Source organism: Paraburkholderia oxyphila NBRC 105797 (assembly GCF_000685075.1).
Taxonomy (GTDB): Bacteria; Pseudomonadota; Gammaproteobacteria; order Burkholderiales; family Burkholderiaceae; genus Paraburkholderia; species Paraburkholderia oxyphila.
The window spans coordinates 98,512-115,500 of the sequence record NZ_BAYD01000002.1; the positions used below are offsets into that span (position 1 = coordinate 98,512).

General features: G+C 66.0%; 14 protein-coding genes and 3 tRNA genes. 12 read left to right on the plus strand and 5 right to left on the minus strand.

Going from position 1 to position 16,989, the window contains the following annotated elements; genetic code table 11:
- Nucleotides 1-43: 43 nt before the first annotated feature.
- Nucleotides 44-1,321: an elongation factor P maturation arginine rhamnosyltransferase EarP gene (gene earP, locus BO1_RS01340; RefSeq protein ID WP_043283494.1), complete on the minus strand. Its 1,278-nt coding sequence runs from the start codon at nt 1,319-1,321 to the stop codon at nt 44-46.
- Between the two features lie 197 nt (nt 1,322-1,518).
- Here earP and uvrC point away from each other — a divergent pair, with 197 nt between their 5' ends.
- From uvrC to BO1_RS01375, 7 genes are all read left to right on the plus strand, one after another.
- Nucleotides 1,519-3,864 carry an excinuclease ABC subunit UvrC gene (gene uvrC / locus BO1_RS01345; RefSeq protein WP_028216004.1) on the plus strand — a complete coding sequence of 782 codons (2,346 nt, stop codon included), beginning with the start codon at nt 1,519-1,521 and terminating at the stop codon, nt 3,862-3,864.
- A gap of 115 nt (nt 3,865-3,979) precedes the next feature.
- A complete protein-coding gene (pgsA, locus tag BO1_RS01350) occupies nt 3,980-4,570 on the plus strand; it encodes a CDP-diacylglycerol--glycerol-3-phosphate 3-phosphatidyltransferase (protein ID WP_028216005.1) in 591 nt (196 codons plus the stop codon).
- A gap of 178 nt (nt 4,571-4,748) precedes the next feature.
- A tRNA-Gly gene (locus BO1_RS01355) sits at nt 4,749-4,824 on the plus strand.
- 74 nt (nt 4,825-4,898) lie between these two features.
- A tRNA-Gly gene (locus tag BO1_RS01360) sits at nt 4,899-4,974 on the plus strand.
- Nucleotides 4,975-5,098: 124 nt separating this feature from the next.
- Nucleotides 5,099-5,172: transfer RNA gene (locus BO1_RS01365), tRNA-Cys, on the plus strand.
- A gap of 175 nt (nt 5,173-5,347) precedes the next feature.
- Complete coding sequence (locus BO1_RS01370) at nt 5,348-5,620, plus strand: DUF2164 domain-containing protein (RefSeq protein ID WP_028216006.1); 273 nt, start codon at nt 5,348-5,350, stop codon at nt 5,618-5,620.
- A gap of 82 nt (nt 5,621-5,702) precedes the next feature.
- Nucleotides 5,703-6,191: a GNAT family N-acetyltransferase gene (locus tag BO1_RS01375; protein WP_028216007.1), complete on the plus strand. Its 489-nt coding sequence runs from the start codon at nt 5,703-5,705 to the stop codon at nt 6,189-6,191.
- A gap of 53 nt (nt 6,192-6,244) precedes the next feature.
- Here the strand turns inward: BO1_RS01375 and BO1_RS01380 are convergent, their stop codons facing one another.
- The 3 genes from BO1_RS01380 to BO1_RS01390 form a co-directional block, all read right to left on the minus strand.
- The gene (locus BO1_RS01380) at nt 6,245-7,120 is read right to left on the minus strand and encodes a cytochrome c oxidase assembly protein (RefSeq protein ID WP_028216008.1); all 876 of its coding nucleotides are present in this window, start codon (nt 7,118-7,120) and stop codon (nt 6,245-6,247) included.
- A 167-nt stretch (nt 7,121-7,287) separates the two neighbouring features.
- A complete protein-coding gene (locus BO1_RS01385; protein ID WP_245643680.1) occupies nt 7,288-7,776 on the minus strand; it encodes a copper chaperone PCu(A)C in 489 nt (162 codons plus the stop codon).
- Nucleotides 7,777-7,865: 89 nt separating this feature from the next.
- Nucleotides 7,866-8,444: an SCO family protein gene (locus BO1_RS01390; RefSeq protein WP_245643681.1), complete on the minus strand. Its 579-nt coding sequence runs from the start codon at nt 8,442-8,444 to the stop codon at nt 7,866-7,868.
- Nucleotides 8,445-8,917: 473 nt separating this feature from the next.
- Between BO1_RS01390 and otsB the strand changes: the two genes are divergently transcribed.
- Nucleotides 8,918-9,667: a trehalose-phosphatase gene (gene otsB / locus BO1_RS01395; RefSeq protein ID WP_028216011.1), complete on the plus strand. Its 750-nt coding sequence runs from the start codon at nt 8,918-8,920 to the stop codon at nt 9,665-9,667.
- Between the two features lie 109 nt (nt 9,668-9,776).
- Nucleotides 9,777-11,210, plus strand: a complete 1,434-nt coding sequence (otsA, locus tag BO1_RS01400) for an alpha,alpha-trehalose-phosphate synthase (UDP-forming) (RefSeq protein WP_028216012.1) — start codon at nt 9,777-9,779, stop codon at nt 11,208-11,210.
- Nucleotides 11,211-11,339: 129 nt separating this feature from the next.
- On the opposite strand, the gene BO1_RS01405 is transcribed toward otsA, so the two are convergent.
- A complete protein-coding gene (locus BO1_RS01405; protein ID WP_028216013.1) occupies nt 11,340-13,175 on the minus strand; it encodes an ABC transporter ATP-binding protein in 1,836 nt (611 codons plus the stop codon).
- Nucleotides 13,176-13,931: 756 nt separating this feature from the next.
- Between BO1_RS01405 and BO1_RS01410 the strand changes: the two genes are divergently transcribed.
- From BO1_RS01410 to BO1_RS01420, 3 genes are all read left to right on the plus strand, one after another.
- The gene (locus tag BO1_RS01410; protein ID WP_028216014.1) at nt 13,932-14,996 is read left to right on the plus strand and encodes a glycosyltransferase family 4 protein; all 1,065 of its coding nucleotides are present in this window, start codon (nt 13,932-13,934) and stop codon (nt 14,994-14,996) included.
- Nucleotides 14,997-15,307: 311 nt separating this feature from the next.
- A complete protein-coding gene (locus BO1_RS01415; RefSeq protein ID WP_028216015.1) occupies nt 15,308-16,255 on the plus strand; it encodes a hypothetical protein in 948 nt (315 codons plus the stop codon).
- Nucleotides 16,256-16,362: 107 nt separating this feature from the next.
- The gene (locus BO1_RS01420) at nt 16,363-16,827 is read left to right on the plus strand and encodes a DUF2214 family protein (RefSeq protein ID WP_028216016.1); all 465 of its coding nucleotides are present in this window, start codon (nt 16,363-16,365) and stop codon (nt 16,825-16,827) included.
- Nucleotides 16,828-16,989 lie beyond the last annotated feature (162 nt).

The window sequence follows — 16,989 nt, forward strand, 5'->3', positions numbered from 1 at the left end:
ACAGGAATCGAAGCGCTTGAGACGGCTGCCGTCGGGTAACCGCTTATTTTAACTGAGTTTTTGCGAATTCGGCTAGATTTCCGCCGAGATCGCCGACATGCACCAGTTCGTCCGCCCAGGCCTGCGCCCGCGTCCTGAACGCGGGTAAATATTGGGCGAAATCGCGCCAGTCGGGCACGGGCCGAGGCGACGCATCGTGGGGCTGGCCGGGCGCACCGTCGGGGCCGCCAGGCGTCGTTTGGGCGCCGTTGCCGTTCCATGCGTGCCAGAAACGCGCGAGCGCGTCGCGCGGTGCCTCGGCGAGCGTACGCGTGTAGTGCTCGAGCGCCGCGTCCAGCTTGGGCAGATGGGCGTCGTCCGCCTGCGGATAGATCTGCCAGACGAACGGCCGGGCCGCCCATTGCGCGCGGACGAACGAGTCTTCGCCGCGCACGAAGTTGAGGTCGCTTGCCCACAGCAGGGCGTCGTAGCCGCGCTGCTCCGTAAAGGCGAGGCCGTGCGCGCGCAGCGACCCGCGTTCGGCGCAAGCGTGGGCATCGAACGACGGGACGCCGAAAAAGCGCGCGAGCGCGCCGGAGATGCGGCCCTGCGGCACGAGCAGCACGATCGGCGTCGGGCTGTCGCGCCATTGCTCGAGCAGGGCGTCGACGGCGGGGTTCTCGTAAGCGAAGAGCGAGATCACCGTGGCATCCGGACCCGGCGGCGGGCCCCCAGTCGCGCTTTGCCACCACGCCGCGCGCGCGGCGGCCGAGCGCTCGAACGCCTCGCGCGCGGCGTCCAGGTCGCGTTCCTTGAGCACGCCGCCCGTCCCCGGACCCAGGCCCGGGAAAAAGAAGTGCTTGAGCAGCGGGTAGCGCGGATGCGGCGAAGGGCGCAGATGGAAATCGGCAACCCAGTCCTCGGCGCTCAGATATTCGAGGTTCAGCCACACGGGCGTGCGCTCGCGCTGCGCCATCGCGCTCAGGTAGACGCCCGGCAGCTCGCAGGCGAACGCTTCGATCACCACATCGGCGATCTGGAGCGTCTCGCCCGCGTGCCCGGGCTCGTGCCAGTGTTCGACCACGACCCCTTCGACGCTTTGCGTGGCGCGTTCGAGGTCGAGCGCGGGGCAAAGCCGCTGGAAGGCGTGCAGGTCGTCGACGAAGAGACGCACCTCCCAGCCGTGCTCGTGCGCAAGCTGGCGCGCGAGGCGCCAGCACACGCCGATGTCGCCGAAGTTGTCGATCACGGCGCAGAAGATGTCGCAGGCGATGCGCGATTCGTCTGGGCTTGGCGTGGTGTCGCGTTTGCCGGTTGCTGCGGGACGTTTGCTGTCTGGCATGGAGGGGAAAGGAGCGCAGGTGCGGGATCGTGAGAACAGCCATCAGGCCATCGTGCCGCGCGGCCCGCAGGCCATCCGGCCGATGCTCCAGCGGGTTCGGCCCCGCGCGGAATGATCTAAACTTGCGATTCTAAGACACCCGCACGGCGGCGTCGCGAGAGGCGGCGCGGCTTGCCACCCGACGCCCCCCAGACTGGATGACCGCTTCCACCGCTCCCGACGTTTTCGACCCGAAAGAGGTCCTGGCGCAGCTCCCGCATCTGCCCGGCGTGTACCGCTACTACGACGCACAAGGCACCGTGCTCTACGTGGGGAAGGCGCGCGACCTGAAAAAGCGCGTGTCGAGCTATTTCACGAAGACGCAGCTCTCGCCACGCATTGCCATGATGGTCACGCGCATCGCGCGTATCGAGACCACGGTCACGCGCTCCGAGGCCGAGGCGCTGCTGCTCGAGAACAACCTCATCAAGGCGCTCACGCCGCGCTACAACATCCTGTTTCGCGACGACAAGTCGTATCCGTTCCTCAAGCTCACGGGCCACAAGTTTCCGCGCATGGCCTACTACCGTGGCGCGGTCGATCGCAACAACCAGTACTTCGGGCCGTTCCCGAGCGCCTCGGCGGTACGCGAGAGCATCCAGATCCTGCAGCGCGTGTTCCAGTTGCGCACCTGCGAAGACTCGGTCTTCAACAATCGCACGCGGCCCTGTCTGCTGCATCAGATCGCGCGCTGCACGGCGCCGTGCGTGGGCGCGATCAGCGCGGACGATTACGCGCGCGACGTGAGCAACGCCTCGCGCTTCCTGCTCGGCCGCCAGAACGAAGTGATGAAGGAGTTGGAGACGAAAATGCACGCATTCGCCGCCGAGCTGAAATTCGAGCAGGCGGCGGCGGTGCGCAACCAGATGAGCTCGCTCTCGACGGTGCTGCATCAGCAGGCCATCGAGACGGGTGGCGAGAGTGACGTCGACATCCTCGCGGTGGTGGCGCTGGGCGGCCGGGTCTGCGTGAATCTGGCGATGGTGCGAGGTGGTCGCCATCTCGGCGACAAGGCGTATTTCCCGGCGCACGTGGAGCGCGCGCTGACTGATGAGGAGGGCGGTGTCGCCGAGGAGATCGACGGCGAGACCGTGCTGGCGGCATCGGCGCTGAAGTCGCTGCCGTCGCTCGCGCGCAAGGCGCTGGTGTCCGCAGCAGGTGCGCGAGCCGGCCATGAAGGCGAAGAAGGCGGTGATGCGCGCGAGCAAGCCGATGAAGACGCCGCGCCCGATCCGCTCGCGCTCGCGGTAGATCTCGCGAGCGAGGCCGAAGGGCCGGACGGTGCGGCCCCGGCTGCCGGGAGCGAAGCCGGTGACGCGGAAGACGAAGCCGATGCCGGTGATCGTGCAGAGGCAGGCGCCGACTCCGCGCCGGCAGCCAGGCCGGCCGCGCGCGGCAAGCGCGAGATCGGCATCGAATCCGAAGTGCTCGACGCGTTCATCGCCCAGCATTACTTCGGCAACCGCGTGCCGCCGGTGCTGGTGGTGAGCCATCCGCCGGCGAACCGCGAGCTCGTCGACGTGCTCAGTGAGCAGGCCGGGCACAAGGTCACGCTGCTGCGTCAGCCGCAAGGCCAAAAGCGCGCCTGGCTCGCCATGGCCGAGCAAAACGCGCGGCTCGCGCTTGCGCGCCTGCTTTCCGAGCAGGGCTCGCAGCAGGCGCGCACGCGCTCGCTCGCGCAGATGCTCGGGCTCGAGCTCGACGACCTCGCGCATCTGCGCATCGAGTGCTTCGACATCAGCCACACGATGGGCGAGGCGACCCAGGCGTCGTGCGTCGTCTATCACCATCACAAGATGCAATCGGGCGAGTACCGGCGCTACAACATCACGGGCATCACGGGCGGCGACGACTACGCGGCCATGCGCCAGGTGCTCACGCGCCGCTATGAAAAGATGGTCGCGCAGTCGGCGCGCGACGAGACGGACGAAGCGCAGGCCTTGCCCGCGCCCGAAGCTGCAGGCGGCGCTGTAGCAGCAGACACCTCCGAGGCCGCCGAAGCCGTTGATACCAGCGCGGTGCCGCCCGAAGGCGCGGAGCCCGTTGCGACCGGCGGCACGCTGCCGAACATCGTGCTGATCGACGGCGGCAAGGGCCAGGTCGAGATCGCGCGCCAGGTGTTCGACGAGCTGGGGCTCGACCCTGCGATGCTGGTGGGCGTGGCCAAGGGCGAGGGGCGCAAGGTCGGCCTCGAGACGCTCGTGTTCGCCGACGGCCGGCCGCCGCTCGAGCTGGGCAAGGAGAGCGCGGCGCTGATGCTGGTCGCGCAGATCCGCGACGAGGCGCACCGTTTCGCCATCACGGGTATGCGCGCGAAGCGCGGCAAGACGCGCCAGACCTCGCGGCTCGAAGAGCTCGAAGGGGTGGGCGCGAAGCGCCGTCAGCGCCTGCTCGCGCGCTTCGGCGGCCTGCGCGGCGTGATGGCCGCGAGCGTGGAGGATCTGGCTAGCGTGGAAGGCATTTCGCGCGCGCTCGCCGAGCAGATCTACCAGCAGCTTCATTGAGCCCGCTGCCGCGCCACCCGCCGCGCCACCTTACGTTTGCTTGTGGCAGGTCCGGTGACGCGGCACAATTGCATCTCCCATCATTGCAATCTCCCCAAACAGACTGCGCCACACGATGCCGTTCAATATTCCGATTCTCCTGACGTGGCTGCGGATCGTGCTGATTCCGCTCGTGGTTGGCGTGTTCTATCTGCCGCAGACGATGTCGACCCCGATGCATCAGAACACGGCCGCGATGCTGATCTTCGTGCTCGCGGCGCTGACCGACTGGTTCGACGGCTATCTCGCCCGCAAATGGAATCAGACCTCTTCGTTCGGCGCGTTCCTCGACCCGGTGGCCGACAAGCTCATGGTGACGGCCGCGCTGCTCGTGCTCGTGCATCTGCAGCGGCTCGACGCCGTGATCGCCCTCGTGATCGTGGGCCGCGAGATCGCGATTTCGGCGCTGCGCGAATGGATGGCGCAGATTGGCGCGTCCAAGAGTGTCGCGGTCAATCAGCTCGGCAAGTTCAAGACGGCGTGCCAGATGGTGGCGATCCCCATGCTGCTGTTCTATGCACCGCTGACGATCGGCGGGCTCACGCTGTTCGATTCGCGCGTGTGGGGCACGTGGCTCATCTACGTGGCGGCCGTGCTGACGATCTGGTCGATGCTCTACTACATGAAGCTCGCGTGGCCGCAGATCCGCGAGCGGGGGAGCCTGTAAGCGGCGCAGCCGTGGACCCCTCGCGAATCTTTTTTAAAAAGATCATGCGAAGGGGTTGACACGATTCTGCGGGTTATACATAATCTCACTTCTCCGCTGCACGACAAGCAGCAAACGAAGCAGATGCGGTGGAGATCGCTGAAGATAAGCGGTAAATCAGCGGCGATGCAGTAAATATGCGGGAGTAGCTCAGTTGGTAGAGCGCAACCTTGCCAAGGTTGAGGTCGCGAGTTCGAGACTCGTCTCCCGCTCCAGATTTTAGGTGCGGCGTTTTGCAGCAGTGTGAAACGAGGTGCCGGAGTAGTAGAAGTAGTGCGGTAGTAAAAATGCGGGAGTAGCTCAGTTGGTAGAGCGCAACCTTGCCAAGGTTGAGGTCGCGAGTTCGAGACTCGTCTCCCGCTCCAGAATTCAGGGGAAGCAGCGCTTCCCTTTTTGTTTGGCAGGCCGCAAGGCCGCCGCACAAAATCTGTTCGGTGGTTGTGGGCGCAAGCAGTACGGTGTGCCAGAAGCATCGAATAGTCCGCTTTTGGCGCGATAGCAAAGCGGTTATGCAGCGGCCTGCAAAGCCGTGTAGGCCGGTTCGACTCCGGCTCGCGCCTCCAGGTAAGACGAGAAAAGCCACCTTCGGGTGGCTTTTCTTTTTTCTGCGCCTTTTCAGTCGTGTGTTGTGCGCGATCCGCGTGCTAGTCACGTAAGCAGCCGTACCAGGTCAAATGAGTGATGTGCTGTCCCACGGACTCGCGCACAATCTCCGGATCGCATCTACTGGACCCCGCCATGACCATCGAACTCTCCGAAGACATACGCGCTGCCGCGATTGCGTCGATCCAGCGTTACTTCGACGCCAACATGGACGAGCCGATCGGCAATATCGCCGCGGGCGGCCTGCTGGGCTTCTTTCTCGAAGAGATCGGGCCCGCCGTCTATAACCGGGCGATTGCCGATGCGCAGGAGCGCATGCAGGCGCGCATCGTCGAACTCGATATCGACTTGCACGAAGAGCCGTTTCAGTACTGGCGCAAGTTCGAAGCGCCGCGCCGGCGCAAGTGAAAGCCGGCTCCATGGACGCGTTTGTGCCGCGCTCGCGCAGCAGGGCATAATCGATGTTTCAGCACGCTTTGACGGAAATCCCATGACTGCGCAGTCTCCCGCATTGCCAACAGCCCAACTCGATTGGCAATGGAACGCATTCGATGCGCTTTCCTCACGCGATGTCTATGACATGCTCAAGCTGCGTTCGGCCGTGTTCGTGGTCGAGCAGAACTGCGTATACGGCGACATCGACGGCCTCGACGGCGACGCCTGGCATCTGCTTGCGTGGGGCGAGCGGTTCGGCAAGCGCGAGCTCGCGGGCTATCTGCGAGTGCTGCTGCCCGATGCCGAGGACCCTGATGTGCGCATCGGCCGTGTGGCGACTTCGGCAAACTTTCGCGGCATCAAGCTCGGCAACGGCTTGCTCGAGCGCGCGATCGGGCACATCGCGCAGCAATGGCCGGGCGTGCCGATGCGGCTGCATGCCCAGGCGCATCTGCAAAAATTCTACGGTGCGTTCGGCTTCGAGCCGGTATCGGAGATTCACGACGAGGACGGCATCCCGCACGTGTGGATGCGCTCGGCGTAGTGCATCGCCGTCGTGCGCCGCATTGCACGCCTTGCGCGTGCGGCGCCCGCCACTCAGGTGTGCTGCACGTCGTGCTGGTGCGCGGCGCGTGCGGGCTTGCGCGTGCCCGGTGCGCGCTTGAGGCGCCCGCGCGCCGAAAGCCGCATCCAGTGACGCAGCGCGATCAAGGCGCCAATCACGCTCATCATCGATCCCGGAATCCATAACAGCAGGCCGCCGATCTGCTGATCGCGCATTGGCGAGAGCCATGTGAATGCGCGTCCGCAGATCGAATAGACGGGATAGAGCTCGTGTGACGTGAAGAAGATGAAGGCGCCGAGCACGATCTGCGGCGGAATCGCCGCGATCACCACCAGCACGCGCTTGCCAGGGGCGAGGCGCGCGGGTGGCGCGGGGCGCGTGTCGAGCACGAGCCACCAGAACAGCAGGCCGTCGATGACCATGCTCCAGTTCATCACGCGATAGAGCCGCCAGTCGAGCATCGCGACGAAGTGGATCGGCGAAAGCAGCCAGAAGTAGATGAGCCCCACGAAGAGCGTCACGGCGACGACCGGATGCATGACGATGTCGAGCATCGCGCGCACCGGCCGCGCGCTCAGCACCGGGCGCACGAAGCGTTGCCGCCACGCGAACGGGATGCCTGCGCGCAGCGCCGCGCCCGGATACGCGAGCACGATGAAGAACGGCCCGAGATGATGCAGCACCAGATGCTGCGCGCGGTGCATGAAGAACTCATGCTCGAAGAAGTAGTCGAGCCGCGTATGCAGCGCGACATAGAGCGCGCCGAGCCCGAACCAGAACGAGATCTGGCGCGCGAGCGAGACCCTCGCATGGCGCTTGCCGCGCACGAACAGCACCGCCGTCACAACGACGGCGATCACGACGGTCGGCGAGGGCTCCCACGGGTCGAGCCAATAGAGCGGGTTCATCGCGGACATCCAGGCAGGTTCATCGCGGACATCTGAACAGGTTCATCGTGGACATCCGGGCAGGTTCATCGCGGACATCTACACAGGTTCTTCGTTGGCCTTCGCACGGGTTCATCGCCGGCTCCTTCACGAAGGCCATGGCGCGCTTCTTCGTGTTCAGGACACCGTCACTGTTGCGACGGCGGCTTCACCGCAAACGGCGTGTCCAGCGTCGCGCCGTCCGAGAAGTGCAGTTTCACCTCCACCGTGTCGCCGGGCGCGATCTTGTGCTTCGCGTGCTCCAGCATCAGGTGATAGCCGCCCGGTGCGATCGAGAGCGTGCCGTGCGCGGGGACCGTGGCCTTGTCCACCATGATCATCTTCTGCGTCGAGCCGTTCGAGACGGTCTGATGCAGCATCACCATGCCGTAGTCGTCGCTCGACACGTTCACGAGCTCGACCGGCTTGTCGCCGTCGTTCTTCAGCGTGACGTAACCCGCTGCCGGCAAATCGTTCGGCAGCCAGCGGACCCATGCGTTCTGCGCGGTGAGCGCTTCGCCGGCCGCGTGCGCCGCGGGGGCGAACGCCGCGAACGTGCAGGCGAGGGCGCAGCCGAGTGTAGCGCCCAGTCGGCTGACAGGGCTCATGCGAGTCACGCGGCGGGACATCATTTTCATCGTCATGGCAGTTCCTGTTGCGGGTGGTACTGAAATCGGTGCTACGGATTGCGCGGGCGCGCAGGCGCTCCGGCGAAGCCCGGCGGCAATTACGCCGCGGAGCCGATCACGCGGCGCACGTCGTGTGCGATGGCGTCGGGCGAGTCCTTGTCGGTTGCGAGCAGGCGCGCGTGGCCTTGTGCGTCGAACACGTAGACGGCCGAGCTGTGCGTGACTTCGTAGCTGCCGTCGGGATCGCGCTTTTCCATCTGGTACGCCACGCGATAACGCTTGGCGAGCGATTCGATCTGCGCATCGGTGCCGGTCAGGCCGAGCGCATGCTCGGCGTCGAACGCGCCCACGTAGGCATGCAGCGCCTGCGGCGTGTCGCGTGCCGGATCGACGCTGATGAAGAGTATCCGCACATGCCGCGCGTCGGGTCCGAGTTTCGCTATGACCTGCATCAGACGCGCCATCGTTTCCGGGCAGACGTCCGGGCAATGCGTGTAGCCGAAGTACACGAGCGTCGTATTGCCGTGCAGGTCCGCGCCGGTTATGGGCTTGCCTGTATCGGCGGTGAGCGCGAAAGTGAGGTCGGGCAGATGGCCGCTCACATTAGTGAGTTGCCACGGCTCGGCCGGATGCGAGCAGGCGCTGAGCAGCGCGGAACCGGCGGCAAGCGTCAGCAATGTCGCGACACGTACGCTGCGCAAGGCACGGCGCAGGTGGGCCGGGCGGATCCGGCGGACTATGGCGCGCAGTGCGAAGCGTGACGAACGTGAAGCGTCGATCTCGGGGAACAAAGGCTCTCTCGTTAACTCGATTTACAAGGGCATGACCGTGGCCGGCCGACGCCATGTCGCTGGACTGTAGCAAAATTGGGGGCTCACTGCCGCGCACGGCTCGCTGTGGCGGCGCGGCAGGGGCAATTTGCCGCATCGGTCTTGCCGATGTCGCGCTTGTGGCAAGTCGGCAGTGCAAAAAAAGCGTCTGAACACTTCGAGCCGATACGGCGTACGTCGCCATGTACCAGGCCGGCCCGTGAAGGCTGCCGTTCTCGAAAATCAGCACGATGCGCGGTAAGATGCGCACACTTTCAGCGTCGGGCGAGCGCTCGCCTGACCCATACCCGGCCGGTGCGCCGAGGGACGAAACGAACGTAATGCAAGTACTTCCGGCTGAATTGCCGTTCGACAAGACGGCGTTTTTCTTCGACTTCGACGGCACGCTCGTCGACCTTGCGCCCACGCCCGACGGCGTGCTGGTGCGCCCCGACATGCTCGCGCTGCTCGCCGCCTTGCGTCGTGCGACGCACGGCGCGGTGGCGATCGTCTCGGGGCGTGGCATCGAGAGCATCGACAAGTTCCTCGGCATGCCCGATCTGCCGGTCGCGGGCCTGCACGGCGCCGAGCGCCGCGACGCGAACGGCGACACGCAGCGCGTCGGCTTCAACGACCAGCGTCTGCTGCACATGGAGCAGGTGCTGGCCGAAGTCGTGCGCACGCACGCGGGCGTGCTGCTCGAGATCAAGGGCGCGGCGCTCGCGCTGCACTACCGCAACGCGCCCGAGCACGAGGGCGCTGCGCGCGGGGCTACCGAGAAGCTCGCGGCCGAATTCGCCGACGCCTACGTGCTGCAACCGGGCAAGATGGTCTACGAGATCAAGCCGAAGGACGTCGACAAGGGCCGCGCGCTGCGCGCCTTCCTCGACGAGCCGCCGTTCGCGGGCCGCACGCCCGTATTCGCCGGCGACGATCTGACCGACGAGAAGGGCTTTGCCGTGGTCAACGCCCAGGGCGGCCTCTCGATCAAGGTCGGCGGCGGCGATACGATCGCGAAGACGCGTATCGAGTCGGTCGAGGCCTTGCTCGCATGGCTCGACACGCTCGTCGCGCCGCTGCGCGGCGCCTGAACCTGGCGCGCGCCGGCCGGCCCCCGTGCGGCGGCGCTGCCAGGCGCTGCCCTTGGGTCTCGCCCGCACGGCCGCGTCTAACTTCTTTTCTGCACGGAACCTGCATCTCATGAGCCGATTGATCATCGTGTCGAACCGGGTCGCGCCGATCTCCGAAGGCGGCCCGGCCGCGGGCGGTCTCGCGGTCGGCGTCTACGACGCGCTCAAGGAAACCGGCGGCATGTGGTTCGGCTGGAGCGGCGAGGTGCTCTCGTCCGGCCAGCCGCAGATCCAGCTCGAGGAGCGCGGCCCGGTCACCTTCGCGACCATCGGGCTGCTGCGCCGCGACTACGACCAGTACTACCGCGGCTTCTCGAATGCCACGCTCTGGCCGGCGTTCCACTATCGCGCCGATCTCGTGCAGTACGACCGCAACGAATACGCAGGCTACTGCCGCGTGAATGCGTGGCTCGCGCAGCAGCTCGTGCCGCTTTTGCGCGACGACGACGTCATCTGGGTCCACGACTATCACCTGATTCCGTTCGCCGAGGCGCTGCGTGCGGCGGGCGTGAAGAATCGCATCGGCTTCTTCCTGCACATCCCGTTTCCGGCCTCGCAGGTGCTGCTGGCGGTCCCGCCGCATCGCGAGCTGGTGCAGGCGCTGTGCTCGTTCGACTTGCTCGGCTTCCAGACCAAGCCCGATGTGCGCGCGTTCTGCGATTACATCGTCAACGAGGCGGGCGGCTCGGTCGAAAAGCGCGCCGACGGGCTCACGCAGATCGAGGCGTTCGGCAAGACCCTGTGCGCGAACGATTACCCGATCGGCGTCTATCCCGATGAAGTCGCCGAGCTCGCCAGGGCCGGCGAGCGCGACAAGCCGGTGCGCACGCTGAAGGCGACGCTGCACGGCCGCAAGGTGATCATGAGCGTGGACCGGCTCGACTACTCGAAGGGCCTCGTCGAGCGTTTTCGCGCCTTCGAGCGGCTGCTCGAGCACACGCCTTCGCAGCGCAACAAGGTGTCGTTCGTGCAGATCGCGCCGCCCACGCGCGCCGATCTGCACGCTTACCAGGACATCCGTCTGCGGCTCGAGGCCGAGTCGGGCCGCATCAACGGGCGCTTCGCCGAGCTCGACTGGACGCCGATCTGGTACATCCATCGGCAGTACGAGCGCGCCGTGCTCGCGGCGCTGTTTCGCGCCTCGCATGTGGGCTACGTCACGCCGCTGCGCGACGGCATGAACCTCGTCGCGAAGGAGTACGTTTCGGCGCAGGACCCCGAGAATCCGGGCGTGCTGGTGCTCTCGCGCTTCGCGGGCGCCGCGCAGGAGTTGAGCGGCGCGCTGATCGTGAATCCGCTCGATATCGACGGCATGGCCGACGCGCTCGGCAAGGCGCTCTCGATGCCGCTCGCCGAGCGTCTCGCGCGCTACAACGACATGATGGTGCAATTGCGCGAGAACAATGTCTCGGTCTGGCGCGACAGTTTCATGCGCGACTTGACGAGCATGGCCGCGCAGGTTGGCGTGTCGTTGCCGGCGTCCGTCGAGCCGGCGCAGTCGTAGCAGGGCAGCGCCAGGCGGGTCCGGCCTCGCTCGTACGCGTATTAAAGCGCCTCGAGCAGCGCCAAAAACGAAAAAGCCGCTTCACGAACGAAGCGGCTTTTTCTTTTGGTGCGGGCATCGCGCCCGGCGTCAGGCCACGTGCTTTTCGTCGGCCTTTTTGCTGCCCAGATGCAGCGTGGACGGCTTGCCGTACTGCTTGGAGAGCAGGTCGCGGTAGAGGCCCGGGCGGTTGCGCAACTCCTCGGGGCTGCCGTCGTCGATCACCTTGCCCGCGCTCATCACGATGATGCGGTCGAAGTTGTGCAGCGTGGAGAGGCGGTGCGCGATCGCGATCACGGTGCGGCCGACCATGAGCCGGTCGAGCGCCTGCTGGATGGCTTCCTCCGAAGCGCTGTCGAGGGCGGAGGTAGCCTCGTCGAGCAGCAGGATCGGCGAATTCTTGAGGATCGCCCGGGCGATCGCGATGCGCTGGCGCTGGCCGCCCGAGAGCTTCACGCCGCGGTCGCCCACGAGCGTGTCGTAGCCTTCGGGCATCGCCTCGATGAAGTCGGCGCAGCGCGCCTCGCGGGCTGCGGCGAGCACTTCCTCGCGGGTCGCTTCGGGGCGGCCGTAGGCGATGTTCTCGTAGATCGAGCGGTGCAGCAGGGAAATGTCCTGCGGCACGAGCGCGATGGCGTGGCGCAGGCTGTCCTGCGTGACATGGGCGATGTCCTGGCCGTCGATCTTGATCGCGCCGCCCTGAGTGTCGTAGAAGTGCTGCAGCAGCGCGAGCACCGTGGTCTTGCCCGCGCCCGACTTGCCGATCAGGCCCACGCGCTGGCCCGCCTCGATATGCAGGTCGAAGTGGTCGAGAATCGGCTTGCGGTGCGGGTACGCGAAGGTGACGCCTTCGAAGTCCACCCGGCCGCCCTGGGCCACGAGCTCGCTGGCATCGTCGCGGTCGGGCATGCCGTGCGGCTCGAGCAGCGTCTGCACGGCTTCGGCCAGACGCGCGACGTGCTGCGTGACGTCCACGAGCGCCACGGCCAGATCGCGCGTGCCGTGCAGGATCGTGAAGCCGAGCGAGCTGACCAGCACGATGTCGCCCGAGGTGGCCTTGCCCTGGTTCCAGAGCCACAGCGCCCAGCCAAGGAGGCCCGCCGAGAGCATCGCCGTGATGACGGCGTGCAGCAGGCGCAGTTTTTCCAGATAGAGCAGGCTCGAGCGGCGCGCGTCCAGTTCGGCCTTGACGGTCGAGCCGAAGCGCTTTTGCTCGCGCAGCGTCATGCCGAAGGCGCGCACGAGCGCCATGTTGCCGATCACGTCGACGAGCTCGCCGTCCACGGCGGCCGCCTTGGAGGCGAACGTGTGATGGCGCGCCGAGCCGCGCCCGGCCAGCTTGAAGAGGATGACCGAAAGAATCGCCGAGCAGAGCAGCAGGCCCGCCGCCATCAACGGATTGACCGAGATGATCATGACGATGGCGCCCGCCACGGCGATGCACGGCGGCAGCACGTTCCAGGCGGTGGTGTTCTCGGCGGTGTAGACGGCGTTCGAGGTGGCGGTGATCCGGCTCGCGAGCGTGCCGGGCTGCTTTTCCGCGTAATACGTATTCGAGTGGCCGCTCAGGTACTGAAAGAGGTCGCGCCTCAGGTCGCCCGTGACGGTGACGAAGGTGTGCGCGGCGAACCAGCCGCCGACACGCCAGAGCAGGTTGTCGGCCGCAATCAGGCCGACGAGGATCGCGAACGCGGTCCACAGCGGGCCTGGGTGGTGACGGCCCGCGCCGAGCACGTCGATCAGATGCTTGATCGCGTATTGCGAGGCGAGGGCGCAGCCCACGGCCGCGAACACGCTGGCGAGCACGACGGCATGGGCGAAAGGATGGCGCTTGATGTAGCGGAAAAGGAACGCAAGTGGCCGTCGCGCATAGCTCGCGAGCTTTGCGTTGTGGGCGTTACGCTGGGCGATGGTCAGATGTTCCAATTGATCGGTGGTCGGTCTGACGGAGCTTCGTCCGTGCAAGGTAGAAAAAGAGGCAAAAAGGCGCGCAACGGCAAACCTGGTGGCATTCCCGCATTGTAAACACCCCACGCGCGAGCCGCATGGCTCGTGCCCGGCGGGACGCGCATCTTATCGCGACTATGTCACAGGGAGGGACCCTTCCCGACATGTTGTCGCGCCGGAGGTTAAACGGGTTTTCACGACCGTTTTCGAGATACAATTATGGATTGCGTTCAAGCTCGCCGTATGCACACATCACGCGCCGTACCGCAGGCGCGTCCGCAAGCCTCCCGGGCCGCGAGATCCAGCAAATCAGGGCCAGATAATGAAGCATGGTGCCCCTGGATTTAACGCCGCGCTGCCCGGAAACGAACCCCCAATCTAGAACGGGCTTAAAAAACAAGGGGTTGCGGAGTGTTTCTGCTTTGTAACAATGTAAAGAGTTTGAAATCTCGTAGCCGGCTATGGGTGCAAACCCCGATAATGCCGACTCGAACAGCGTAGGGAATTTGACAGCATGACGTCAACGACCGCGAACCCTGCGCGTTTACCGCCTGAGCCGCCGTTTGTGTCAACTCAAGACTTCACAACTGCGTCGGTCAGTGTGCCGGGCTTCCGGCGCGGTTAGCGGTATGGAACGCCTGGTGGGGCGCGCGGCAAAGAAGCCGCAGCTCGCGAGGTCGATTGTCAAAATTGCAGTACTTAGCCCGATTTATTACGAGGAAGGAGTTCACCACTATGCGAATCGCTCAAATCGCTCCGTTGCACGAGGCGGTTCCTCCCAAGCTGTACGGCGGCACGGAACGGGTGGTCTCCTACCTGACCGAAGCGCTGGTCGAGCAGGGCCACGACGTCACGCTCTTCGCCAGCGGCGATTCGATCACCTCGGCAAAGCTCGAAGCATTCTGGCCGCAGGCGCTGCGCCTCGACCCGACGATTCGCGATGTGATGGCTCCGCACATGCTGCTGCTCGAAGAAGTGCGCCGCCGCGCGCATGAATTCGACGTGCTGCATTTCCACATCGACTATTACCCGTTCTCGCTGTTCCAGCGCCAGGACGTGCCGTTCGTCACCACGATGCACGGCCGTCTCGACCTGCCGGAACTGCAGCCGATCTTCAACGCGTTCAGCGACGTGCCGGTCGTCTCGATCTCGGACAACCAGCGCATCCCGCTGCAGCAAGCCAACTGGCAGCAGACCGTCTACCACGGCCTGCCCGAAGACGTGCTCAAGCCGATTCCCAACGTCGAACCCGGCTACCTCGCCTTCCTCGGCCGCGTCTCGCCGGAGAAGGGTCTCGACAAGGCGATCCGCATCGCCGGCCAGGCGGGCATGAAGCTCAAGGTCGCCGCCAAGATCGACAAGGCCGACCGTGCCTACTACGAAGAAGTCATCAAGCCGCTGATGGCGCTGCCGCACGTCGAGTACATCGGCGAAATCGGCGAAGCCGAAAAGCGCGAGTTCCTCGGCAATGCGCATGCGCTGGTGTTCCCGATCGACTGGCCGGAGCCCTTCGGTCTGGTGATGATCGAAGCCATGGCCTGCGGCACGCCGGTCATCGCGTTCAAGCGCGGCTCGGTGCCGGAAGTCATCGACAATGGCGTGTCGGGCTTCGTCGTCGAAGACGAAATCAGCGCGGTCGCGGCGGTCAAGCGCCTGTCGACGCTGTCGCGCGAGAAGGTGCGCGGCGCGTTCGAGGCACGCTTTTCGTCGAAGGTGATGGCGCGCAATTACGTCGCCGTGTACGAAGAAATGCTGCGCCAGAAGCGCCGCACCGTGCTGCGCGAAGTTAACGCCGGCTAAGCGGCCAGCGCATCGGCAGGTCAGGCGCCCGGCCTGGCCGCTGCCGCCCGGGACGCGCCGCCGCGCGTTCCCCGCCGCTCCACTCCCCCAACGCCCCAGTGCCTTGCACCGGGGCGTTGTCGCATTTGCGCCGCATTTGGTCTCGGGACAAGGTAAACACTACCGGCGAGCGTGAGGGGCGGCGGCAATGTCCCTATAATGGCCGTTCCGCGAAATCCGCAATCTATTCACGACCGCAGCGCGCAAAAAAGTGCGCAAGACGACCGCGCATGACCACAGCGCAAGACCAACGCCACCTGAGGAGAAGTGCCTTGGCGAGAGCTCGACCGACGCGCGCCGCCACCGTTCCCGGTGCCGGGAAGATGTTCGCGCTGCGCGCAATCGGTCTCGTGATCCTTGCGCGCTGGCTCCACTCGATGGGGGAGATGAATTTCCTCCCGGCGCTGCGGGGCATGGCTTCGTCGCCGGTTGCGTGCCTGAATCTGGTGTTCCTGTTTCTGCTGATCGTGCTGCCCGGTGCGAAGGCGCGCGTCGAGCGGCCGTTCCATCCGCTGCCTCAATGGCTGCGCCAGGCGTTGCGCATTTTCGGCGTGCTCGGCTGTCTCTTCGCGCTCTGGTCGATCGGCCTGTTCGTCTGGGACGCTGGCTGGCGCAGCGCGGTGCAGGCGATCGAATCCACCAACGGCTGGCTCGTCGTGGCGCCCGCGCTCTATGCGTCCGTGGTCTGGATCTGCCGTCCGCGTGCGTTGTGGCGCACCAACGTGGCGGCGCGGCGTTTCGCGATCGGACGCTATGCGGTGTCGATCGACGCCGCGACGCGCACGACCATCGTCTGGCTCGAAAGCCGCAAGGTCGGGCAGTACGATGCGCGCGAACTGTCGGTGCGCTGGCCGGCGGGTATTGAGCCAGCCGCCGCGATGCCGCGGTCCGCGCCGGCGGATGCACGGGCCGATGCGCCAGCGGCTGGCGCGACGGCCGCCGAACCCGGCGCGGTTGGGCAGACCGCGAGCCCGGCACCGGCGGCATCGACGATATCGGCCACAGCGATCGAGCCGGCTGCGAGCGACGCGCCTGCCGCCCCGGCGCTGCCGCGCCATGCGGCGGCGGGCACTGCCGGGCGCTATCCGAGGATCGAATTGCTGTGGGACTCGCCGGCAGCGGCGGGACACAATCGTCAGATCGTCATGCGCGTGCGGCTCGTCACCGAAGGCGACCGTGTCGCTGCGCGCGCACTCGACGCCGCACTGAAACAGGTCTAGCGCGCCGCGCTGGCCGAGCCGTCTGGCAGCACCGCATAAGGCCGTTCCTGCGCGGAGTGTGCTTCGCGCAAGCTTGTCGATCCCGTCGTCGTTTCGAAGGAGTCGCGATGCTCATACGCTGGTTGCTTGCCGCCATTCACCTGCTCGCCTTCGGCTTCGCGCTCGCCTCGATTCTGCGGCGCACGCGCGGACTGCGCCGCTGCACGTCCACCGAGGCGTTGCCCGCGATCTTCGGCGCGGACAACGGCTGGGGCGGCTCGGCGCTCGTGCTGATCGTGACGGGGGCGATGCGCGCGTTCGACGGGTTCGAGAAGGGCGCCGACTATTACCTGCATGAGCCGCTCTTTCACGTGAAGATGGGCGTGCTCGTGCTGATCCTGCTGCTCGAGATCGCGCCAATGAGGGCGCTGTTGCGCTGGCGGCTAGCCGTGCGCCGGGGCGATGTGCCCGATCTCACCGGCGCGCCGAAGTATGCGCGGATCGGCGCGTGGCAGACGGGGCTGCTCGTCGTGATGGTGTTCGCCGCGACGGGCATGGCGCGCGGAATCGGCCTCGCTACAGGGGGCGACTAGCGGGGCGCGCGGCAAGCACGCTTCGAGTCAGGCGCTCAAGGCGCGCTATCCCATTGTTCTGACGAATCGTTGCGCCGCGCGGGAGTGCTGGCGCACATAGCAGTCGCATCGGCGCTCGGCCCGCGGCGCGGGTGGCATTAAGATCGACTCGCGCCGGGCAAC